This is a genomic window from Nonomuraea sp. NPDC050680, from assembly GCF_040654555.1.
In the GTDB taxonomy this organism is placed as follows: domain Bacteria; phylum Actinomycetota; class Actinomycetes; order Streptosporangiales; family Streptosporangiaceae; genus Nonomuraea.
On record NZ_JBFAIF010000001.1, the window covers coordinates 534,081 to 549,866 of the forward strand.

General features: G+C 68.2%; 19 protein-coding genes. 11 read left to right on the forward strand and 8 right to left on the reverse strand.

All coding sequences use genetic code 11. From position 1 onward, the window contains the following. Window positions 1–484 precede the first annotated feature (484 nt). Together AB0H88_RS02560 and AB0H88_RS02565 are read left to right on the forward strand one after the other, a co-directional pair. Entirely contained in the window at window positions 485–913 is a 429-nt protein-coding gene (locus AB0H88_RS02560; RefSeq protein WP_357640299.1) for a hypothetical protein, read from the forward strand. 91 nt (window positions 914–1,004) lie between these two features. Continuing rightward, entirely contained in the window at window positions 1,005–1,268 is a 264-nt protein-coding gene (locus AB0H88_RS02565; RefSeq protein WP_357640301.1) for a hypothetical protein, read from the forward strand. Between the two features lie 66 nt (window positions 1,269–1,334). Here AB0H88_RS02565 and AB0H88_RS02570 read toward each other — a convergent pair whose 3' ends face one another. Next, entirely contained in the window at window positions 1,335–1,832 is a 498-nt protein-coding gene (locus tag AB0H88_RS02570; RefSeq protein ID WP_357640304.1) for a hypothetical protein, read from the reverse strand. Beyond that, window positions 1,829–2,338, reverse strand: coding sequence for a metallophosphoesterase family protein (locus AB0H88_RS02575; RefSeq protein ID WP_357640306.1), 510 nt, complete (start codon window positions 2,336–2,338; stop codon window positions 1,829–1,831). The genes AB0H88_RS02570 and AB0H88_RS02575 overlap by 4 nt, the downstream gene beginning before the upstream one ends. Window positions 2,339–2,773: 435 nt before the next feature. On the opposite strand from AB0H88_RS02575, the gene pafA reads away from it, so the two are divergent. Continuing rightward, window positions 2,774–4,132: a Pup--protein ligase gene (gene pafA / locus AB0H88_RS02580; protein WP_357640309.1), complete on the forward strand. Its 1,359-nt coding sequence runs from the start codon at window positions 2,774–2,776 to the stop codon at window positions 4,130–4,132. Window positions 4,133–4,182: 50 nt separating this feature from the next. Here the strand turns inward: pafA and AB0H88_RS02585 are convergent, their stop codons facing one another. Then, entirely contained in the window at window positions 4,183–4,614 is a 432-nt protein-coding gene (locus tag AB0H88_RS02585) for a hypothetical protein (RefSeq protein ID WP_357640311.1), read from the reverse strand. Between the two features lie 247 nt (window positions 4,615–4,861). Here AB0H88_RS02585 and AB0H88_RS02590 point away from each other — a divergent pair, with 247 nt between their 5' ends. After that, complete coding sequence (locus AB0H88_RS02590) at window positions 4,862–5,836, forward strand: MBL fold metallo-hydrolase (protein WP_357640314.1); 975 nt, start codon at window positions 4,862–4,864, stop codon at window positions 5,834–5,836. Between the two features lie 47 nt (window positions 5,837–5,883). Here AB0H88_RS02590 and AB0H88_RS02595 read toward each other — a convergent pair whose 3' ends face one another. Continuing rightward, on the reverse strand, window positions 5,884–7,029 hold the full coding sequence (locus AB0H88_RS02595; protein ID WP_357640317.1) for a lipase family protein: 1,146 nt from the start codon (window positions 7,027–7,029) through the stop codon (window positions 5,884–5,886). A gap of 213 nt (window positions 7,030–7,242) precedes the next feature. On the opposite strand from AB0H88_RS02595, the gene AB0H88_RS02600 reads away from it, so the two are divergent. Then, window positions 7,243–7,821: a hypothetical protein gene (locus AB0H88_RS02600; RefSeq protein ID WP_357640319.1), complete on the forward strand. Its 579-nt coding sequence runs from the start codon at window positions 7,243–7,245 to the stop codon at window positions 7,819–7,821. Here the strand turns inward: AB0H88_RS02600 and AB0H88_RS02605 are convergent. Then, window positions 7,796–8,764: a YafY family protein gene (locus tag AB0H88_RS02605; protein WP_357640321.1), complete on the reverse strand. Its 969-nt coding sequence runs from the start codon at window positions 8,762–8,764 to the stop codon at window positions 7,796–7,798. The two genes, AB0H88_RS02600 and AB0H88_RS02605, sit on opposite strands and share 26 nt — an antisense overlap. A gap of 136 nt (window positions 8,765–8,900) precedes the next feature. Here AB0H88_RS02605 and AB0H88_RS02610 point away from each other — a divergent pair, with 136 nt between their 5' ends. The 3 genes from AB0H88_RS02610 to AB0H88_RS02620 all read left to right on the forward strand — a co-directional run bounded on the left by AB0H88_RS02610 (window position 8,901) and on the right by AB0H88_RS02620 (window position 12,191). Beyond that, the gene (locus AB0H88_RS02610; RefSeq protein ID WP_357640322.1) at window positions 8,901–9,734 is read left to right on the forward strand and encodes an NAD(P)H-binding protein; all 834 of its coding nucleotides are present in this window, start codon (window positions 8,901–8,903) and stop codon (window positions 9,732–9,734) included. 108 nt (window positions 9,735–9,842) lie between these two features. Next, a complete protein-coding gene (locus AB0H88_RS02615) occupies window positions 9,843–11,000 on the forward strand; it encodes an epoxide hydrolase family protein (protein WP_357640324.1) in 1,158 nt (385 codons plus the stop codon). Window positions 11,001–11,069: 69 nt separating this feature from the next. After that, the gene (locus AB0H88_RS02620; protein ID WP_357640326.1) at window positions 11,070–12,191 is read left to right on the forward strand and encodes a winged helix DNA-binding domain-containing protein; all 1,122 of its coding nucleotides are present in this window, start codon (window positions 11,070–11,072) and stop codon (window positions 12,189–12,191) included. 7 nt (window positions 12,192–12,198) lie between these two features. Here AB0H88_RS02620 and AB0H88_RS02625 read toward each other — a convergent pair whose 3' ends face one another. Next, entirely contained in the window at window positions 12,199–13,152 is a 954-nt protein-coding gene (locus AB0H88_RS02625; protein ID WP_357640329.1) for a LysR family transcriptional regulator, read from the reverse strand. Window positions 13,153–13,225: 73 nt separating this feature from the next. Between AB0H88_RS02625 and AB0H88_RS02630 the strand changes: the two genes are divergently transcribed. Further along, the gene (locus AB0H88_RS02630; protein WP_357640332.1) at window positions 13,226–13,477 is read left to right on the forward strand and encodes a hypothetical protein; all 252 of its coding nucleotides are present in this window, start codon (window positions 13,226–13,228) and stop codon (window positions 13,475–13,477) included. Then, window positions 13,474–14,118: a cyclase family protein gene (locus AB0H88_RS02635; protein WP_357640335.1), complete on the forward strand. Its 645-nt coding sequence runs from the start codon at window positions 13,474–13,476 to the stop codon at window positions 14,116–14,118. Before AB0H88_RS02630 ends, AB0H88_RS02635 begins: the two co-directional genes overlap by 4 nt. Before the next feature lie 157 nt (window positions 14,119–14,275). Here AB0H88_RS02635 and AB0H88_RS02640 read toward each other — a convergent pair whose 3' ends face one another. Further along, window positions 14,276–14,452 (reverse strand): hypothetical protein, encoded by a 177-nt coding sequence (locus tag AB0H88_RS02640; protein ID WP_357640338.1) that lies wholly within the window; start codon window positions 14,450–14,452, stop codon window positions 14,276–14,278. A gap of 32 nt (window positions 14,453–14,484) precedes the next feature. Between AB0H88_RS02640 and map the strand changes: the two genes are divergently transcribed. Next, window positions 14,485–15,333 (forward strand): type I methionyl aminopeptidase, encoded by an 849-nt coding sequence (map, locus tag AB0H88_RS02645; protein WP_357640340.1) that lies wholly within the window; start codon window positions 14,485–14,487, stop codon window positions 15,331–15,333. On the opposite strand, the gene AB0H88_RS02650 is transcribed toward map, so the two are convergent. Beyond that, complete coding sequence (locus AB0H88_RS02650; protein ID WP_357640342.1) at window positions 15,320–15,709, reverse strand: hypothetical protein; 390 nt, start codon at window positions 15,707–15,709, stop codon at window positions 15,320–15,322. The genes map and AB0H88_RS02650 overlap by 14 nt on opposite strands. Window positions 15,710–15,786 lie beyond the last annotated feature (77 nt).

Sequence of the window (15,786 nt, forward strand, 5' to 3'; positions counted from 1 at the left end):
AGGCCGTGGGTGCCGATTTGTCGTTTGCCCAGTTCAGAGCGGCACATCGCGCAAAGGTAAGCGCCTGCTGCCACTGCGGCAAGCCGGACTGTCTGCCCAGCCGCTACCGCCTGCCCCTGTGATCTGATCCGGGCTTCTTGGCGAGCGGGTGGCCATGAAACGGATATCGAGCCGCCTTTCTCTGGTTTTCCGGCCAAAAACCGCATCGAGCGAATGCACGCCATCGCAATCACTGAATCTAGGGATCCCCCTCGCATGCCGCCGCGATGCACAGTCGGAGCAAGCATCCAGCCGAGGAGGAATCCGTTGGGCAGGACGAACAAAATCACTCCGTCGGAGGTTTCGCGCATCGGCGACCGGCGGCCTGGCGTGGCTACGGCGAACGCGCCGCCTACGTGACTGGAACCGTCGCGGGGGAACGCCTGAGCGCCAACGCTCAATAGCTTAAGCCGTACTCGATCCAAAAATTCTCATGGAGGTAGACATGAAGAAGTCAGCGCGACTGCCAATGATCCTGGCAGCCTCTGCCATCATCGCTAGTGGCGTGTTCGCCACCTCAAGCGCAATAGCGGAAACCAACTCCGCGACGCAGCCCGCCAATCAGGCTGCCCCGGGAATCCTCTGGGCCAAAGTCAGCTCAAACGGAACCCTGCTCGCCGCATCGGGCATCAGGAACGTCAACAAGTTCGGCAGGGGGCGCTACAACCTGACGACGGACTCCGACATCAGCAGATGCGCACTGACCGGAACGATCAACACCTCGGGTGGCAACGACCCGGGGCCGGGCAGTGCGTCGATCCTGGTCGGCGCCGTCAATGGAAGCACGCTTTTCGTTCGCACAGCGACACCATCGGCTCAGAACCCGATGACCGTCGACGACGATCGACCGTTCTCCCTAGTGATCTCCTGCTGAGGTCTACCGGCTTCTGAGCCGAGCAGCCATCCACCGATAGCAGATCCTGATCAGGCCGGAAACGGCACCACATCGGGAGAAGGAGTTTATCGTGAGTTACCGAATCCGCCTGCTTACCAGGCTGGCCGGCGCTGCCGCTGCGACCAGTCTGCTACTGGGTGCCGGCGCCCCTGCCATGGCCGCCAGCGAAAAGACGGCCGCCGGCGCCGTTCACGCCCAGACTGTCCTCGGCCCTTATGCCAGCTTCGAAGGTTGCGCGGTATCTGGGCTACAGGGCCAGCAGGCCCATCAATGGATTTCGTGGTTCTGCTCGCAGAACGGCACCACCCAGTGGTGGTTGTTCACCACTCCATGACATACCCATAGCTCGATAACTCGGCCTTGGCCATCTCCGCGATCTTGGAGATGGCCAAGGTCTGGTTCAGTTGGGCGGCTCGTCCAGGACCAGCCCCAACGCGGCCGCCAGGTCGATCGTTCTGCGCGGTGTTGGGCACTGCCTGGCCAGGCTGGTCTGGTCGAGACGGCCGTTACGGGCTTGGAAGAGAACCTTCGCAGCAGGATGTTGGCGCAGTCCCTCCGCGGTGAGCTCGTCGGCGACTCGACGCGCCGTGACGACCAGGGTGGGGAATGCCGACTGCAGATCCGCGGCCCATTCCTGGAGCGCCTCCAGCCACCTCTGTGTGGCGGTGTCAGGTGCCGAAGTGAACCGCTCTATCGCCTGAGCCAGCTCCAGCCAGGTGGAGTCATGCCAAGGCTTGGACTTCAGGACGGGCAACTGCCACTGGCGCTTGATGGTCGACCAATGATCCGCATGCGCCTTTACCGAGTGGACCGTGAATGCTGGGAGACACAGTGCGGTCAGGTTCCAGCCGTGGCAGGCACCGGTGTCAAGGCCGAAGATTCTTCCGTCGAGGATCATCGGGTCCGGCCGGTCACGTGATGGCCGAACACCACCGGCTTGGCATCGGTGTAGTGGTCGTACCAGTGGCTGTCCGGGAACAGCCCCGTGAGCTCTCGTTCGCCCCTCGTCGAGCCGCAGAGAATTTCCTCCCTCTGGTCGGCCAGCGGAATTCCGGACAGCATCGCGGCGTGGACGACACGGACATGCTCGTTCTCGAAGTAGTACGGCAGCGTCCGCATCCAGTCGACCGTTTCGGCGTAGTGGTCGCCAAGCTGCAAGCGCGTGATCTCTTGTGCGTAGGAGAAGATCCCGCGTACGTGCTTCCGCTCGTGGTTGCCCATGACCACGACCGAATTCGGGCGGTCGCGGAAAAGCCTGACCACGTCACCGGGCGCTGGACCGCGGTCGACCAGGTCACCGACGCTGACCAGCAGGTCGTCCGGTCGGATATCGACTTTCTCCAGCAGTTCGAGCAGCTCGTCGAAGCAGCCGTGGATGTCGCCGATGATGATCGTGCGCCGCATTCGGGCGATCCTAGGGAGACATCGGTGCGGCGGACAAAGGATTTTGCGCGATGACTGATGCTGAAGACCTCTACGATGCCGCGCGTGGATCGTGACCATATTCTCCTGACTCATCCCGGTACCTCGAAGCCCAAGTACCTGGAACTCCGGGTCGACGGGGTCGAGCTGCACCGTAATTGGTGGGCCGGCACCGGAAAGCCTCAGGGGCGTACGGAAGTCGTTCGACGACGGGCGCGGCGCGCGAGGCCTCCTGCGCGCACTGGTTGATCAGATCGGCGAGGGCTTGCCGGTCTTGCGCGGGAAGGTCCTGCAGGAGGGCGATCACCGGCTCGGGCTTCTTGGCACTTCACGTTTGGCGTCGACGCCGACCACCAGGTCCTCACCGACCACCCGGACGACCTGGGCGAGACCGTGATGGGAGAGTAGCGTGAGGCAATGGATCGTCGCATCTTCGGCCTGGAGAACGAGTACGGCGTCACGTGCACGTTCCGGGGACAGCGCAGGCTGTCCCCCGACGAGGTGGCCCGGTACCTGTTCCGGCAGGTCGTGTCCTGGGGCCGGTCGAGCAACGTCTTCCTCCGCAACGGCGCCCGTCTGTACCTGGACGTGGGCAGCCATCCCGAGTACGCCACGCCCGAGTGCGACAGCGTGATCGAGCTGGTCACGCATGACAAGGCGGGCGAGCGCATCCTGGAGGGCCTGCTCGTCGACGCCGAGAAGCGGCTGCGCGAGGAGGGCATTGCCGGCGACGTCTACCTGTTCAAGAACAACACCGACTCGGCCGGCAACTCCTACGGCTGTCACGAGAACTACTGTGTGAGCCGGCAAGGCGAGTTCGGGCGGCTGGCCGACGTGCTGATCCCGTTTCTGGTCACCCGGCAGATCCTCTGCGGGGCGGGCAAGGTGCTGCAGACCCCGCGCGGCGCGGTCTACTGCGTCTCGCAGCGCGCCGAGCACATCTGGGAGGGCGTGTCGTCGGCCACCACCCGGTCCAGGCCGATCATCAACACGCGGGACGAGCCGCACGGTGACGCCGAGCGGTTTCGCCGGCTGCACGTGATCGTCGGCGACTCCAACATGAGCGAGACCACGATGCTGCTCAAGGTCGGCGCGACCGATCTGGTGCTGCGCATGATCGAGGCAGGCACTGTAATGCGCGACCTGTCGCTGGAGAACCCAATCCGGGCGATCCGCGAGGTCTCCCACGACATGACCGGGCGGCGGCGAGTGCGCCTGGCCAACGGGCGCGAGGCCTCCAGCCTGGAGATCCAGCAGGAGTACCTGTCGAAGGCGAAGGACTTCGTCGAGCGCCGCGGCGGCGACGCGATCGCGCACCGGGTGCTGGAGCTGTGGGAGCGCACGCTGCACGCGGTCGACTCCGGCGACCTCGACCTGGTGTCGCGGGAGATCGACTGGGTGACGAAATACCAGCTCATCGAGCGCTACCGGAAGAAGTACGACCTGCCGCTGTCCTCGCCCAGGGTGGCGCAGCTCGACCTCGCCTACCACGACGTGCACCGCAAGCGGGGCCTGTTCTACCTGCTACAGCGCCGCGGCTTGGTGGAGCGGGTGGCCTCCGACATCAAGATCTTCGAGGCCAAGTCGGTGCCGCCGCAGACCACCCGGGCGCGGCTGCGCGGCGAGTTCATCCGCAAGGCGCAGGAGAAGCGGCGCGACTTCACCGTCGATTGGGTGCACCTTAAGCTGAACGACCAGGCCCAGCGCACCGTCCTGTGCAAGGACCCGTTCCGCAGCGTCGACGAGCGGGTGGACAAGCTTATCGCCGACATGTGACCGAGCGGCCGGCCGGCATCGCGTCATGCGCGGCCATATCCAGTAAATCGCTATTCGGCAAATTCGATTGTTACTTCATGTGTTTGGGCTTGCTGCGTCGCACCGACGGCGACCTCGACCTTCTTGCCATGCCATTGGGTGGTGACGCCGGCGATACATTCGACGTTGCACTCGTCCTTGCGCAGGTTGAGCTGGCCCCAGCCCTTCGCGGTGAAGCCTGCAAGAATCGCGTCACTGAGTGTCGTCCCGTCCACTGTGGCGGTCAACCATCCACCCTCATCACTCGAATCGCAGTCGTCATGTGCCTCAAGTGTGGCGGCTATGGACGCAGGAAGAAGCGCCGATGTTGCCTTCTTGAGCTCGACGCTCTCCTGGATCGCTTCCTGACGGCAGCCTGCTTCCGTCCAGCTCGGATATTTACAGCCGGCCAGAGAGAATACCAGCACGATCGCTAACACGGGAATGGTCCAGCGCTTAGTCATAGAGCCTGCTTTCTACAGCCGCATCCCAAGGGCAAGCGTATCCAACCTCTTCTTGTGACTATGAGGTCAAACAGGACGCTTTCACCTCCGGCTCGCAGGCCTCGGTCGTCTTCGTCGTCGATCCGCCTGACGGGCGGCGATGGCGTCCAATTCGGTACCTCTTCGAGCGATGCTGTGCCAAGGTTCTGCAGAAGATCAGGCGAACCGGGGGGCACCGCTTGAACGAGACGAATGGGATGAGCGAGAAATGACCGAGCTGGACCTGGCCGACCACCCCGCGCGCCTTGTGCAGGGGCACCCGTTTCGGCAGTGGAAGACCTGGCGGATGCCCGGCGGCGAGCTGACTCTCACCGGCTACTCTCGCGCGAACGACAAGACGTTCTTCCACATCCCCGAGCTGCGGTGCGGCCTCGACGCGGGGCTGTGCGAGGGGCGGCAGGTGGACACGGTCTTCCTGACCCACACCCACCATGACCATGCCAAGGACCTTGACTACCTGGCCGCCAATCCCGCCGGCACGGACATCTACCTGCCTGCCGAGGCGGTGCCGTACGTGGAGTCCTACTTACGCGCGTCGGCGGAGCTCAATCACGGAGCGGGGTTCGATCCCGCCCTGGCGACAGGCCACCGCCTGCACGGGGTGCGGCGCGACGACGAGTTCAGCTTCGGGCGCCGGGGACACCACGTGCGGGTGGTGGAGTGTGAGCACAAGGTCCCCTGTGTGGGGTACGCCTTCTCGCAGCGGAGCAAGGCGCTGCGGCCGGAGTTCGAACAGTTACGGCAGGACCTGATCGAGCAGGGCAAGGGCGGCGAGTTCGGGCGGATCATGGCGCGGAACCGCAAAGAGGGGATAGAAGTCGACCACGAGGTCCGGCGGCCGCTGTTCGCCTTTCTTGGCGACACTCATGTGAATGTGTTCGCCCGCAACCCATGGCTGTTTGAATACCCGGTCATCATCACCGAATGTACCTTTCTGGATGACACCGAGTTGGAGCGCGCGGACCGGGTCGGGCACACGGTCTGGAGCCGACTGCGACCCGTGGTCGAGGCCCATCCGCAGACGCTGTTCGTCCTGACCCACTTCAGTCTGCGCCACTCCGACCAGCAGGTCCTCGCGTTCTTCCGGCAGCAGTGGGAGCAGGCGTCGCGGCCGGACAACGTCCTCCTGTGGGTCCACCCGGACAGCCATCTGCCCGAGCAGCACCAGCACCGCACTCCCTGACCCCCGTCCGCAGGACCGCGTCGCGACGCGGTCCTGCGGCAAGGCCGCTAACAGTTGCCGAAGGCCGGGAGGCCGAGGATGCGGAGTGCGAGCCATTCGATGGCCAGCGGCCCGCCCTCGATGGCCCCCGTCACGTGGCTGGGAGCCGGGAGGGACGTCCAGCGGAGGTTGACGCCCGCTCGGCAGTACTCCGAGCGCAGCGTGGCGGAGATCGCCTGCGGGATGATCTCGTCGCCCTGGGCGTGGTAGATGAACATCGGGACGCGCGGCGCGATCGCACCGAGGCGGTTCTCGGCGAGCCGGGCCAGCCACTTGGGCTGGTTCATCAGGTCAACGGGGCTCAGGTCGGAGAAGCGCAGGCCGGCGAGCTTGTCCAAGTCGCCCACGCAGTCGTCGGCCGCGTCGGTGAGCAGGGCGCGCCCACGGTCGTTGAGGTCGGCGTTGAGATCGAGCTCCGGGTAGGCGGCGTCGAAGCCGACCCCGGCCGCGGCGGCCAGGCCGAAGTTGGCCCCGCCGTCGAGGTGGTCCGCCACCGCGTGCAGGTCGGCCGGGACTCCGCCCGCGGCCACGCCCTTGAGCCGCAGCTCCGACGCGTACGACGGCTGAAGCTGGGCCGCCCAGGCAGCCGACGCGCCACCCTGCGAGTAGCCCATGATCGCGACCGGCCCGCCCGTGGCCAGGCCAGAGCCCGACACCCGCGTGGCGGCCCTGATCGAGTCCAGTACGGCGTGACCCTGCGAGATCCCCGCCATATAGGTGTGCACCCCGGGCGTGCCGAGGCCCTCGTAGTCGGTGATGGCCACCGCGTACCCCTTGAGCAGGAACAGGCTGACCAGCGCGAGCTCCGCCTCGCGGCCCTGGCTCATGCTGGCCGAGGGCGCGCACTGGTCGCCGAGTCCGTGGGTGCCGACGGCGTACCCGATGATCGGGCGCTTGCCCAGCGGGTAGCTCGCCTTGGGCACGAGCAGCGTGCCGGACACGGCGTTCAGCGAGCCGGTGGCCGAGGTCGAGCGGTAGAGCAGGTGCCAGGCGTTCACCGGGACTTCGAGCAGCTTGCCCGGCAGCAGGTAGACGGTGGTGGGCTGGGCGGTGACCACGTCCCCCGCCGCGGCCGCGCGGGCCGGCGGTGCCGCGACGAAGGACGCGATCAGTAAGAGGATCATGGTCATGCTGACGCGGACACGTAACCTCATGTGCCACCCCTCTCCGTGGGGTTCGTTCAGGGAGGAAGGCGGCGCCGCGAGCCGATCGTTACCCGACGGTAACCTCCTGTCAAGGCCCGAAAAAACGGCGAATCCGAGCCGATGTCAGGCTGCCTCCCGCGCCACATAACACTGGCCACGATCGCATCACCGGGCCGCCTCGAAACGGTGAACTCCACCGCGGCGGTCAGGCACCATGGACGGATGGATGCTGGCTCGGTGACCTTTCTGCGCGAACTACTCGCCGAGACCGGCTGGGTGGAGCGCACCCGCGAGCTCGGCCTGGCGCTGCGGAGCACCCGCTCGCCCGGCGGTCTGATGCTGGTGGGCACGCCCGACGACGAACCGTGGCATCTCACCGCGCACCTCGCCGACGAGGCCCGGCTTTCCGAACTGCCGCAGCTCGCCCCCACCCTGGTCCGCTGGAAGCCGCCCGCCGACGCCCCGGCCCACCTGCGCGTCGGACTCGACCGGATCCAGCAGGCGGGGCGTGGCGAGACGCTGTTCGTGGTGGCCGAGCAGGACGCGCCCGTGCCGCTGCTCGAACGAGTCAACGACGCCCGCCGTACAGGGGCGACGATCCTGGCGCTGGAAGGCGGGGACACGGCGCTGGAGGGGCTCGCGCACGACGCGATCGCCGTGCCGCGGCTCGGGCCGGTCACCTTCGACGGCGCCCAGCACCTGGTCAGCATGGCCGCGGGCGAGCTGCCGGCACGCCCGGGGCTGCGTGAGCGCCTGGCCCGCCTGCTGGAGAAGGTCAACGGTCCTCAGGTTGCCGACTGACGCTCATAACCCCGGCGTTGGTGAGCCTTCGGGCGAGTGCCCGGACATGGTCGCCGAGCTCGGGCGGGTCAAGGACCTGAAAGTCGATGCCCTTGAGCGCGACATAGAGGGCGATGGTGTCGAGGGAGTCGCCGCCGGCGTAGAAGAGGCAGCTGTCCGCGTCGCGGTGTTCGAGACGGCCCGCGGTAGGTGAGGTGTGCTCGGCGACGACGTCGAGCGGCGCGTGGAACAGGATGGTCGCCCGGTACCGGTACGGGGAACTCGTGAGGGCGTTGGAGACATAGGTACGCACCCCCTCGGCGGGTTCGGGCCGGGGCGTGAAACGTGGTCCGGGCTGCGGAGCCGAGTCCATACGGTCGACGCGGAAGGTGCGCCAGTCGTCGCGGTCGAGGTCGAAGGCGAGAAGATACCAGCGCCGGCCGGTGTGGACGACGCGGTACGGCTCGACGCGGCGGGTGCGCTGCTGGTACCCGAAGCGGACGCCCTCGTGGGCGCGGCAGGCGGCGGCCAAGACGGTGAGCAGATCGGGATCCACCGTCGGGCCGGGGCCGGTCAGCGGCAGGATGGCCGACTGCATCGCGCCCACGCGGTGGCGCAGCCGGGAGGGCAGAACCTGTTCGAGCTTGGCGAGCGCGCGTAGCGAGGTCTCCTCGATCCCGGTGACCGTGCCCGTGGCGGCGGCGCGCAGGCCGACCACGACGGCGACGGCTTCGTCGTCATCGAGCAGCAGCGGCGGCAGGGCGGCGCCGACCCCCAGCCGATAACCGCCGGTGACGCCGGTGGCGGACTCCACCGGGTAGCCGAGGTCGCGGAGCCGGTCGACGTCGCGGCGGACGGTACGGGTGGTGACACCCAGGCGCTCGGCCAGCTCGGCGCCGGGCCAGTCGGGGCGGGACTGGAGCAGGGACAGCAGCCGCAGCAGCCGCGCCGAGGTTTCCAACATCCGCGCGTAACTCCCTTCGATCTGAGGATCTGAGCATCTGAGGATCTAAAGGCCTGAGGACTGAACCAGTCCTCAATGGTTCCTAGTGTTCCTCTTACCGGGGTCACCCGGGAACCCTCGAAACAAGGAGAGCTTCATGATCCTCGTCACCGGCGCCACCGGAAACGTCGGCCGCCACGTGCTCGACGCGCTGGTCGCCAGCGGCCAGGCCGTGCGTGCCCTGAGCCGGTCCCCGCAGCAGGCGGTGTGGCCGGCCGAGGTCGACGTCGCCGCCGGCGACCTGGCCGACCCGGCGTCGCTGGACGCGGCCCTGATCGGCGTGGAGTCGGTCTTCCTGTTCGCCGCACCGGGCAGCGGGCCCGCGTTCGTCGCCGCCGCCCAGCGGGCCGGCGTGCGCCGGGTCGTGCTGCTGTCCTCCGGCGGGGTCGACGACGACGCGGAGGTTCAGGACGGGCCGATCGCCACCTACCACGCCGAGATCGAGCAGGCCCTGCGCGGCTCCGGCCTGGCGTGGACATTCCTGCGCCCGGACGTTTTCGCCGCCAACAGTCTCATGTGGGCCGGGCAGACCAGGTCCGGTGACGTGATCCGCGGCGCCTACGCCGACGCGGCATCCGCCCCGGTGCACGAAGCCGACATCGCCGCGGTCGCCGTGGCCGCCCTCATCGAGGACGGGCACGCCGGTCAGGTCTACCGGCTGACCGGGCCGCAGTCGCTCAGCCACGCCGACCAGGCCGCCATCCTCGGCCAGGCGCTCGGCCGGCCCATCAGCTACGCCGAACTACCCGCCGAGAACGTGCGCCAGGCGATGAGCGCCCACGTGCCGGGCCCGATCCTGGACAGCATTCTCGCCACCTGGGCCGCCTCCGTCGGCCGCACCGCACTCACCACCACCGACATCGAGAAGGTCACCGGTCGTCCCGCGCGCAGCTACCACGACTGGGTCCTCGACCACGCTGCCGCGTTCTAGCCCCCACCACCATCCCGGGTCGATGAGCAGCCGAGAGATGACCCGCGTCCACCTGGAGAAAGCACTTCAGGACAGAAGTTGTCCGCAAGGAGTCCTAGCGTGTCAGACATGAGCGAAACGATCATGCCGTTCCGGATCGATGTCCCCCAGAGCGATCTCGATGACCTGCACCGCCGGCTGTCGGCCGTGCGGTGGCCGGGCGAACTGCCCGACGTCGGCTGGAGTCGCGGCGTTCCCCTGGCTTACCTCAAGGAGCTGGCCGAGTACTGGCGCACCTCGTACGACTGGCGCGAGCACGAGGCCGCGTTGAACGACATCCCGCAGTTCACCACCGAGATCGACGGGCAACGGGTGCACTTCATGCACCTACGTTCCCCCCACCCCGACGCCCTGCCACTGATCCTCACCCACGGCTGGCCCGGCTCGGTGGTCGAATTTCTCAAGGTCATCGGCCCGCTGACCGATCCGGCCGCGCACGGCGGGGACCCGGCCGACGCCTTCCACCTGGTCATCCCGTCACTGCCCGGCTTCGGCTTCTCCGGCCCCACGCGAGAGACCGGGTGGAACAGTGGCCGGATCGCGCGGGCGTGGGCGCGGCTGATGAGCCGGCTCGGCTACGACCGGTACGGCGCGCAGGGCGGCGACCTCGGCGCCCTGGTCACCCCGGAACTCGGCCGCGCCGCCACCGGGCAGGTCGTCGGCGTACATGTCAACGCCGCCTCCTTCGGATTCATCCCGTTCGGGGATGTCTCGGAGGAGGAGCGTGCCACGCTGACCGACGCCGAGCGGGCCCGGCTGGGACGTGCGAAGGAGTTCATGGACGACCAGAGCGGCTACTTCAAGATCTCGGCCACCCGGCCACAGACGGTGGCGTACGCCCTCACCGACTCCCCGGTCGGCCAGCTCGCCTGGCTCGTCGAGAAGTTCAAAGAGTGGAGCTTCCCCGCCGCCGACCTGCCCGAGGTCGCCATCGACCGGGACCTGCTGCTGACCGATGTGATGCTCTACTGGCTCACCGGCACCGCCGGATCCGTCGCGAACCTGTACTACGAGAACATGCACGCCAACTCCTGGCACACCTCGCCGGCCACCACACCCACCGGTGTCGCCGTGTTCGCCCACGACCTGCCCATCCGCCGCTACGCCGAATACGGCAACAACATCACCCACTGGTCGGAATTCGACCGCGGCGGCCACTTCGCCGCCATGGAAGCACCAGACCTGCTCACCGCCGACATCCGGACGTTCTTCCGCCCGCTGCGCTAGCGACGCCCTGCCGGGCCGCGGCGCCGACGCGACCCCGCGGCCCGGCAACCCCACCCTTGAGGACCCTTCGTGCGAGGACCCTTCGTGCCGCCACTCACCACCCGCGCGCTCAACCGCGCCACCCTCGACCGGCAACTGCTCCTGCGCCGCGCGGACCTGACCGTGCCGCAGGCGCTGGAACGGCTGGCCGGCCTGCAAGCCCAGACACCGCACACCTGGTACGTCGGGCTGTGGACCCGGCTGGCCGGCTACACCCCCGAACCCACCGCCCGGCTGCTCGCCGACGGCGCCGTCGTACGGATGGCGTTGATGCGCTCGACCATCCATCTGGTGACCGCCGCCGACTGCCTCTGGTTACGGCCGCTGGTGGAGCCGGTCATCGAGCGCAGCACGCTGGGTTCCTTCGGCCGGCACCTCACCGGCCTGGCCCAGGCCGAACTCGTGACCACCGCCCGCGACCTGCTGGCATCCGAACCGCTGACCTTCAGCGACCTGGGCCGCGCCCTGGCCCGGCGGTGGCCGGAGCGCGACCCGGCCGCGCTGGCCCAGGCAGCCCGCGCCTGGGTGCCGCTGGTGCAGGTCCCGCCGCGCGGGCTGTGGGGCCGCAGCGGCCCGGCCGCCCACACCACGGTCGAGACCTGGCTCGGCAGGACGGTGGACCCGGCCGCGTCGGTGGACACCCTGGTACTGCGCTACCTGGCGGCCTTCGGCCCGGCGACCGTCCTCGACGCCCAGCGATGGTGCGGGCTGACCCGGCTGTCGGAGGTCGCCGACCGGCTCCGACCCCACCTGGTCACCTTCCGGGACGAGCAGGGCCGTGAACTGTTCGACCTTCCCGACGCTCCACGGCCAGATCCGGACACCCCGGCCCCGATACGTTTTCTCTACGACTTCGACAACCTGCTGCTCTCCTACGCCGACCGCAGCCGCGTGGTCACCGTCGACTACGCCGGCCAGGGCTTCGGCCGGACGAACGAACAACCCCGATCCGTACTGGTCGACGGCTACGTCGCCGCCACCTGGAAACTCGCCACCAACCGCGACACCGCGACCTTGACCGTGCGCCCATTCCGGAAACTGACCGCGGCCGAACACGAACGACTCGACGCCGAAGGCGCCCGGCTACTCGCGTTCCTCGCGCCCAACGCCACAGCCCACGATGTCGTGGTCCGGTCGCCACAGCCGGAATGACGGTGAACTACGACTCGAGCGGCTCGGGGGTGTGGAGGTGGCCGACGAGGGTGGCGTCCAGCGTGGCGGTGGCGTCCTCGATCGCGCCGATCACGACCGACTGCACCGGGTCAGGCTCCCCCGATCTCGTACGGCTGACCCGCGTGACGGCGTCCAGCCGCCGCGCCCCCACATCCCGGATCTCGCTGACCCGCACCTCCCCCTCCGGCACGTCCAGCAGGGCGAGCGACGGCACGATCGCCACGCCGTACCCGGCCGCCACCAGCGCCAGCGTGGGATCGAACTCGGTGATGACGTGCACCTTGCGCGGTTCGAACCCGTGCAGTCCGGCCAGCCGGTCGAGCGCCTGGCCGCACGCCTGGTCGGGCTCGCCGGCCACCCACGGCAGTTCCGCCAGGTCGGCGACCGTGCGCGGGTCGGGCCCGTCGGGCGGCACCACGATGCGGTACTCGTCCACGTAGAGGGGGCGGACGGCCAGCGACGGCTGCGCCGGCACCGGCAGGCTCATGTCCTGCTCGGTGATCAGCACGTCCACGGCCCCCAGTCGCAGTTCCTGGAGCGCGGGCTGGCCGTACACCTCATGGATGACCGGAACGATCTTGGGGTGGCGGACGGCCAGGTCACGCATGGCGGGCACCAGTATGTGCTTGATCACGGTCGGAAAGGCGGCGATCCGCACCGGCCCGGCCAGCCGTTCGGTGAAGCGGGTGAGCTCGCGCCTGGCCTCGGCCAGCTCATCCTCGACGCGCTCGGCGTATCCGGCGAGCACCCGGCCCGCCGGAGTGAGCGAGACGCGGCGCTGGGAGCGGTCGATGAGGGCGAGGCCCACCTCGCGTTCGAGCTGGGCGAGTTGCTGGGACACCGCCGACGGTGTCAGGAACAGGGCCTCGGCCGCGCGCATGACGCCGCCGCGACGGGCGACCTCGTACAGGACACGCAGCCGGCGGGGGTCGATGTCCATGCAGATCAGCTTACGCCAACCTTTAGCAATCTTTATTTGCGCTTCAGCGCGATGAATCCGGACAATGGCGCGCATGAGCTTCCTCGTTGACGTCCTCGGCTGGCTGGGCGCCGCGTTACTGCTGTTCGGGTACGCCATGGTCTCCTCCTCACGGATGTCCGGTGACGGCGCCCACTACCAGCTGATCAACCTGGCCGGCTCGATCGGCCTGATGGTCAACAGCGCCGCCAACGCCGCCTGGCCCTCGGCGGGCCTGAACCTCATCTGGGCCCTCATCGGCGTCACGGCCATCTACAAGCTCACCAGGATCGGATTCGCTCAATGATCGTCGAACTCAGCCACCGCATCACCGACGGCATGGTGACGTACCCGGGCATCCCGGGGCCGGTGATCGGCACGCACCTCAGCAGGGAGGCCTCGCGCGAGGTCTACGAGCCGGGCACCGAGTTCCACATGGGCATGATCACGCTGGCCGCCAACACCGGCACCTACCTGGACACCCCTCACCACCGCTACGCCGACGGCCAGGACCTGTCGCAGGTGCCGCTGAGCAAGCTGGCCGATCTGCCAGGGATGGTGGTTCGGGCCGAGGGCGCCAGGCAGGTCGTCCTCGACGAGGACCTGGACGTGCGCGGCCGGGCCGTACTGATCCAGACAGGGTGGGACCGGCACTTCGGCACCGAGGAGTATCAGCGCGAGCACCCCTATCTGGCGCCGGAGTCGGCGGCCTGGCTGGCGGAGCAGGGTGCGGCGCTGGTCGGCATCGACTCGCTGAACATCGACGACACCCCGCCGCGCGGCCCGCGCCCGGCCCACTCGGTGCTGCTCCAGGCGGGCATCCCGCTGGTCGAGCACCTGACCGGACTCGCGGCGCTGCCGGACGAGGGCTTCCGCTTCCACGCCGCGCCGCCCATGGTGGCGGGCATGGGGACGTTCCCCGTCAGGGCCTATGCGGTCATTCCCTAGCCGCCGGCTCAAAGTCGGCCAGGGGCCCTGCTCCCGATATGAATTGATTTCGACGCGGACTTTTCCGCGTGAGGCGAAAGAAGAGCGCTACCGGCAGCACGAAATCCGGCACCGGCCTACAAGCTCGCCGCCGCCGGACTCCGCGTGACTCTGCGGCCTAGTCCTCGTCCGCGTCGGCCTCTTCCCACGCCTTGTTGCGGTCGGCGGCGCGCTGCAGGGCGCCGGCCGCCTCTTGCTCACTCTCGTAGGGGCCCATCCGGTCCTTGTTAGGGCAGCCCTGGTCGGGCTCGACGCGCATGTGCTTGAGGCAGAACCACCACTGGCCATCGCTCACGGGATCAATCCTGCCCCGTAGACTTGCCTTTCATGACGACATTGCTCCAGCCAGGGCGAGTTTCGCCCATTCGAAAGGTCCCCGCGCACATCCAGCGGCCGGAGTACGTCGGCAAGAAGCGTCCCAAGACCGGCGAATCCGATGTCAAGACCCCGGAGACGATCGAGCGGATGCGGGTGGCCGGCCGGATCGCGGCCCAGGCGATGGCTGAGGTCGCCAAGCACATCCAGCCCGGTGTCACGACCGACGAGCTGGACCGCATCGGCCACGAGTTCCTTGTCGACCACGACGCCTACCCGAGCACGCTCGGCTACAAGGGCTACCCCAAGTCGCTGTGCACGTCGATCAACGAGGTGATCTGCCACGGCATCCCCGACGACACCGTGCTGCGCGACGGCGACATCGTCAACGTCGACATCACCGCGTTCATCGGCGGCGTCCACGGCGACACCGACGCCACCTACCTGGTGGGCGAGGTCGACGAGGAGTCACGGCTGCTGGTGGAGCGCACCCGCGAGGCGATGATGCGGGCGATCAAGGCGGTCGCGCCGGGCCGGCAGCTCAACGTGGTGGGCCGGGTCATCGAGGCGTACGCCAAGCGGTTCGGCTATGGCGTGGTGCGCGACTTCACCGGGCACGGCATCGGCACCACCTTCCACTCGGGCCTGATGGTGCCGCATTACGAGGACCCGTCGCTGCGGGTCGAACTGGTGCCGGGGATGACGTTCACGATCGAGCCGATGCTGACGCTGGGCACGATCGACTACGACATCTGGCCCGACCAGTGGACCGCCGTGACCAAGGACCGCAAGCGCACGGCTCAGTTCGAGCACACGATCGTGGTGACCGACACGGGCAGCGAGATCCTCACCCTCGCCTAGGCACCACGCCGCTGACGGTGGTCCCCTCCCCCTGCGTGCCGGTGACCGACAGGCTCCCGCCGAGTTCGGTGAACGTGGCCCGCATCCGCGCGATGCCGCGGCCCGCTCTGAGCGTGGCGAAGCCCTGACCATGGTCGCGGATCGTCATCCGGAGGCCGTCCCGGCCCGAGGTCACCGCGACGGAGACGAGGCTCGCGCCGCTGTGCGCCTCGACATTGCCGAGGGCCTCGCGCATGGCGGCCAGCACGCCCGCCGCTATGCGCGACGGCACGTCGGTCGAGGGCAGCGCCCACGTCTCCACGGCGATGCCCGTGCGCTCCGACCACTCCGCCAAGTAGGTCTCCAGCGCCTCCGCCAGACTTTGCCCCCCGCGCATGCGCGTCTCTTTCGACAACTCTGATCGCCTCTCTGAGCACATGGGGCACACACCGGCCCCCATAACCGATGTCCCCA

What these genes read in the sequence shown, in the direction of transcription:
- AB0H88_RS02630 (WP_357640332.1), top strand. Translation starts at nt 13,226, where the DNA reads ATGAGCTTCCTCGTTGACGTCCTCGGCTGGCTGGGCGCCGCGTTACTG.
- AB0H88_RS02595 (WP_357640317.1), bottom strand. Translation starts at nt 7,029, where the DNA reads ATGAGGTTACGTGTCCGCGTCAGCATGACCATGATCCTCTTACTGATC.
- AB0H88_RS02615 (WP_357640324.1), top strand. Translation starts at nt 9,843, where the DNA reads ATGAGCGAAACGATCATGCCGTTCCGGATCGATGTCCCCCAGAGCGAT.
- AB0H88_RS02625 (WP_357640329.1), bottom strand. Translation starts at nt 13,152, where the DNA reads ATGGACATCGACCCCCGCCGGCTGCGTGTCCTGTACGAGGTCGCCCGT.
- map (WP_357640340.1), top strand. Translation starts at nt 14,485, where the DNA reads ATGACGACATTGCTCCAGCCAGGGCGAGTTTCGCCCATTCGAAAGGTC.
- AB0H88_RS02570 (WP_357640304.1), bottom strand. Translation starts at nt 1,832, where the DNA reads ATGATCCTCGACGGAAGAATCTTCGGCCTTGACACCGGTGCCTGCCAC.
- AB0H88_RS02650 (WP_357640342.1), bottom strand. Translation starts at nt 15,709, where the DNA reads ATGCGCGGGGGGCAAAGTCTGGCGGAGGCGCTGGAGACCTACTTGGCG.
- AB0H88_RS02575 (WP_357640306.1), bottom strand. Translation starts at nt 2,338, where the DNA reads ATGCGGCGCACGATCATCATCGGCGACATCCACGGCTGCTTCGACGAG.
- pafA (WP_357640309.1), top strand. Translation starts at nt 2,774, where the DNA reads ATGGATCGTCGCATCTTCGGCCTGGAGAACGAGTACGGCGTCACGTGC.
- AB0H88_RS02585 (WP_357640311.1), bottom strand. Translation starts at nt 4,614, where the DNA reads ATGACTAAGCGCTGGACCATTCCCGTGTTAGCGATCGTGCTGGTATTC.
- AB0H88_RS02605 (WP_357640321.1), bottom strand. Translation starts at nt 8,764, where the DNA reads ATGTTGGAAACCTCGGCGCGGCTGCTGCGGCTGCTGTCCCTGCTCCAG.
- AB0H88_RS02600 (WP_357640319.1), top strand. Translation starts at nt 7,243, where the DNA reads ATGGATGCTGGCTCGGTGACCTTTCTGCGCGAACTACTCGCCGAGACC.
- AB0H88_RS02610 (WP_357640322.1), top strand. Translation starts at nt 8,901, where the DNA reads ATGATCCTCGTCACCGGCGCCACCGGAAACGTCGGCCGCCACGTGCTC.
- AB0H88_RS02635 (WP_357640335.1), top strand. Translation starts at nt 13,474, where the DNA reads ATGATCGTCGAACTCAGCCACCGCATCACCGACGGCATGGTGACGTAC.
- AB0H88_RS02560 (WP_357640299.1), top strand. Translation starts at nt 485, where the DNA reads ATGAAGAAGTCAGCGCGACTGCCAATGATCCTGGCAGCCTCTGCCATC.
- AB0H88_RS02590 (WP_357640314.1), top strand. Translation starts at nt 4,862, where the DNA reads ATGACCGAGCTGGACCTGGCCGACCACCCCGCGCGCCTTGTGCAGGGG.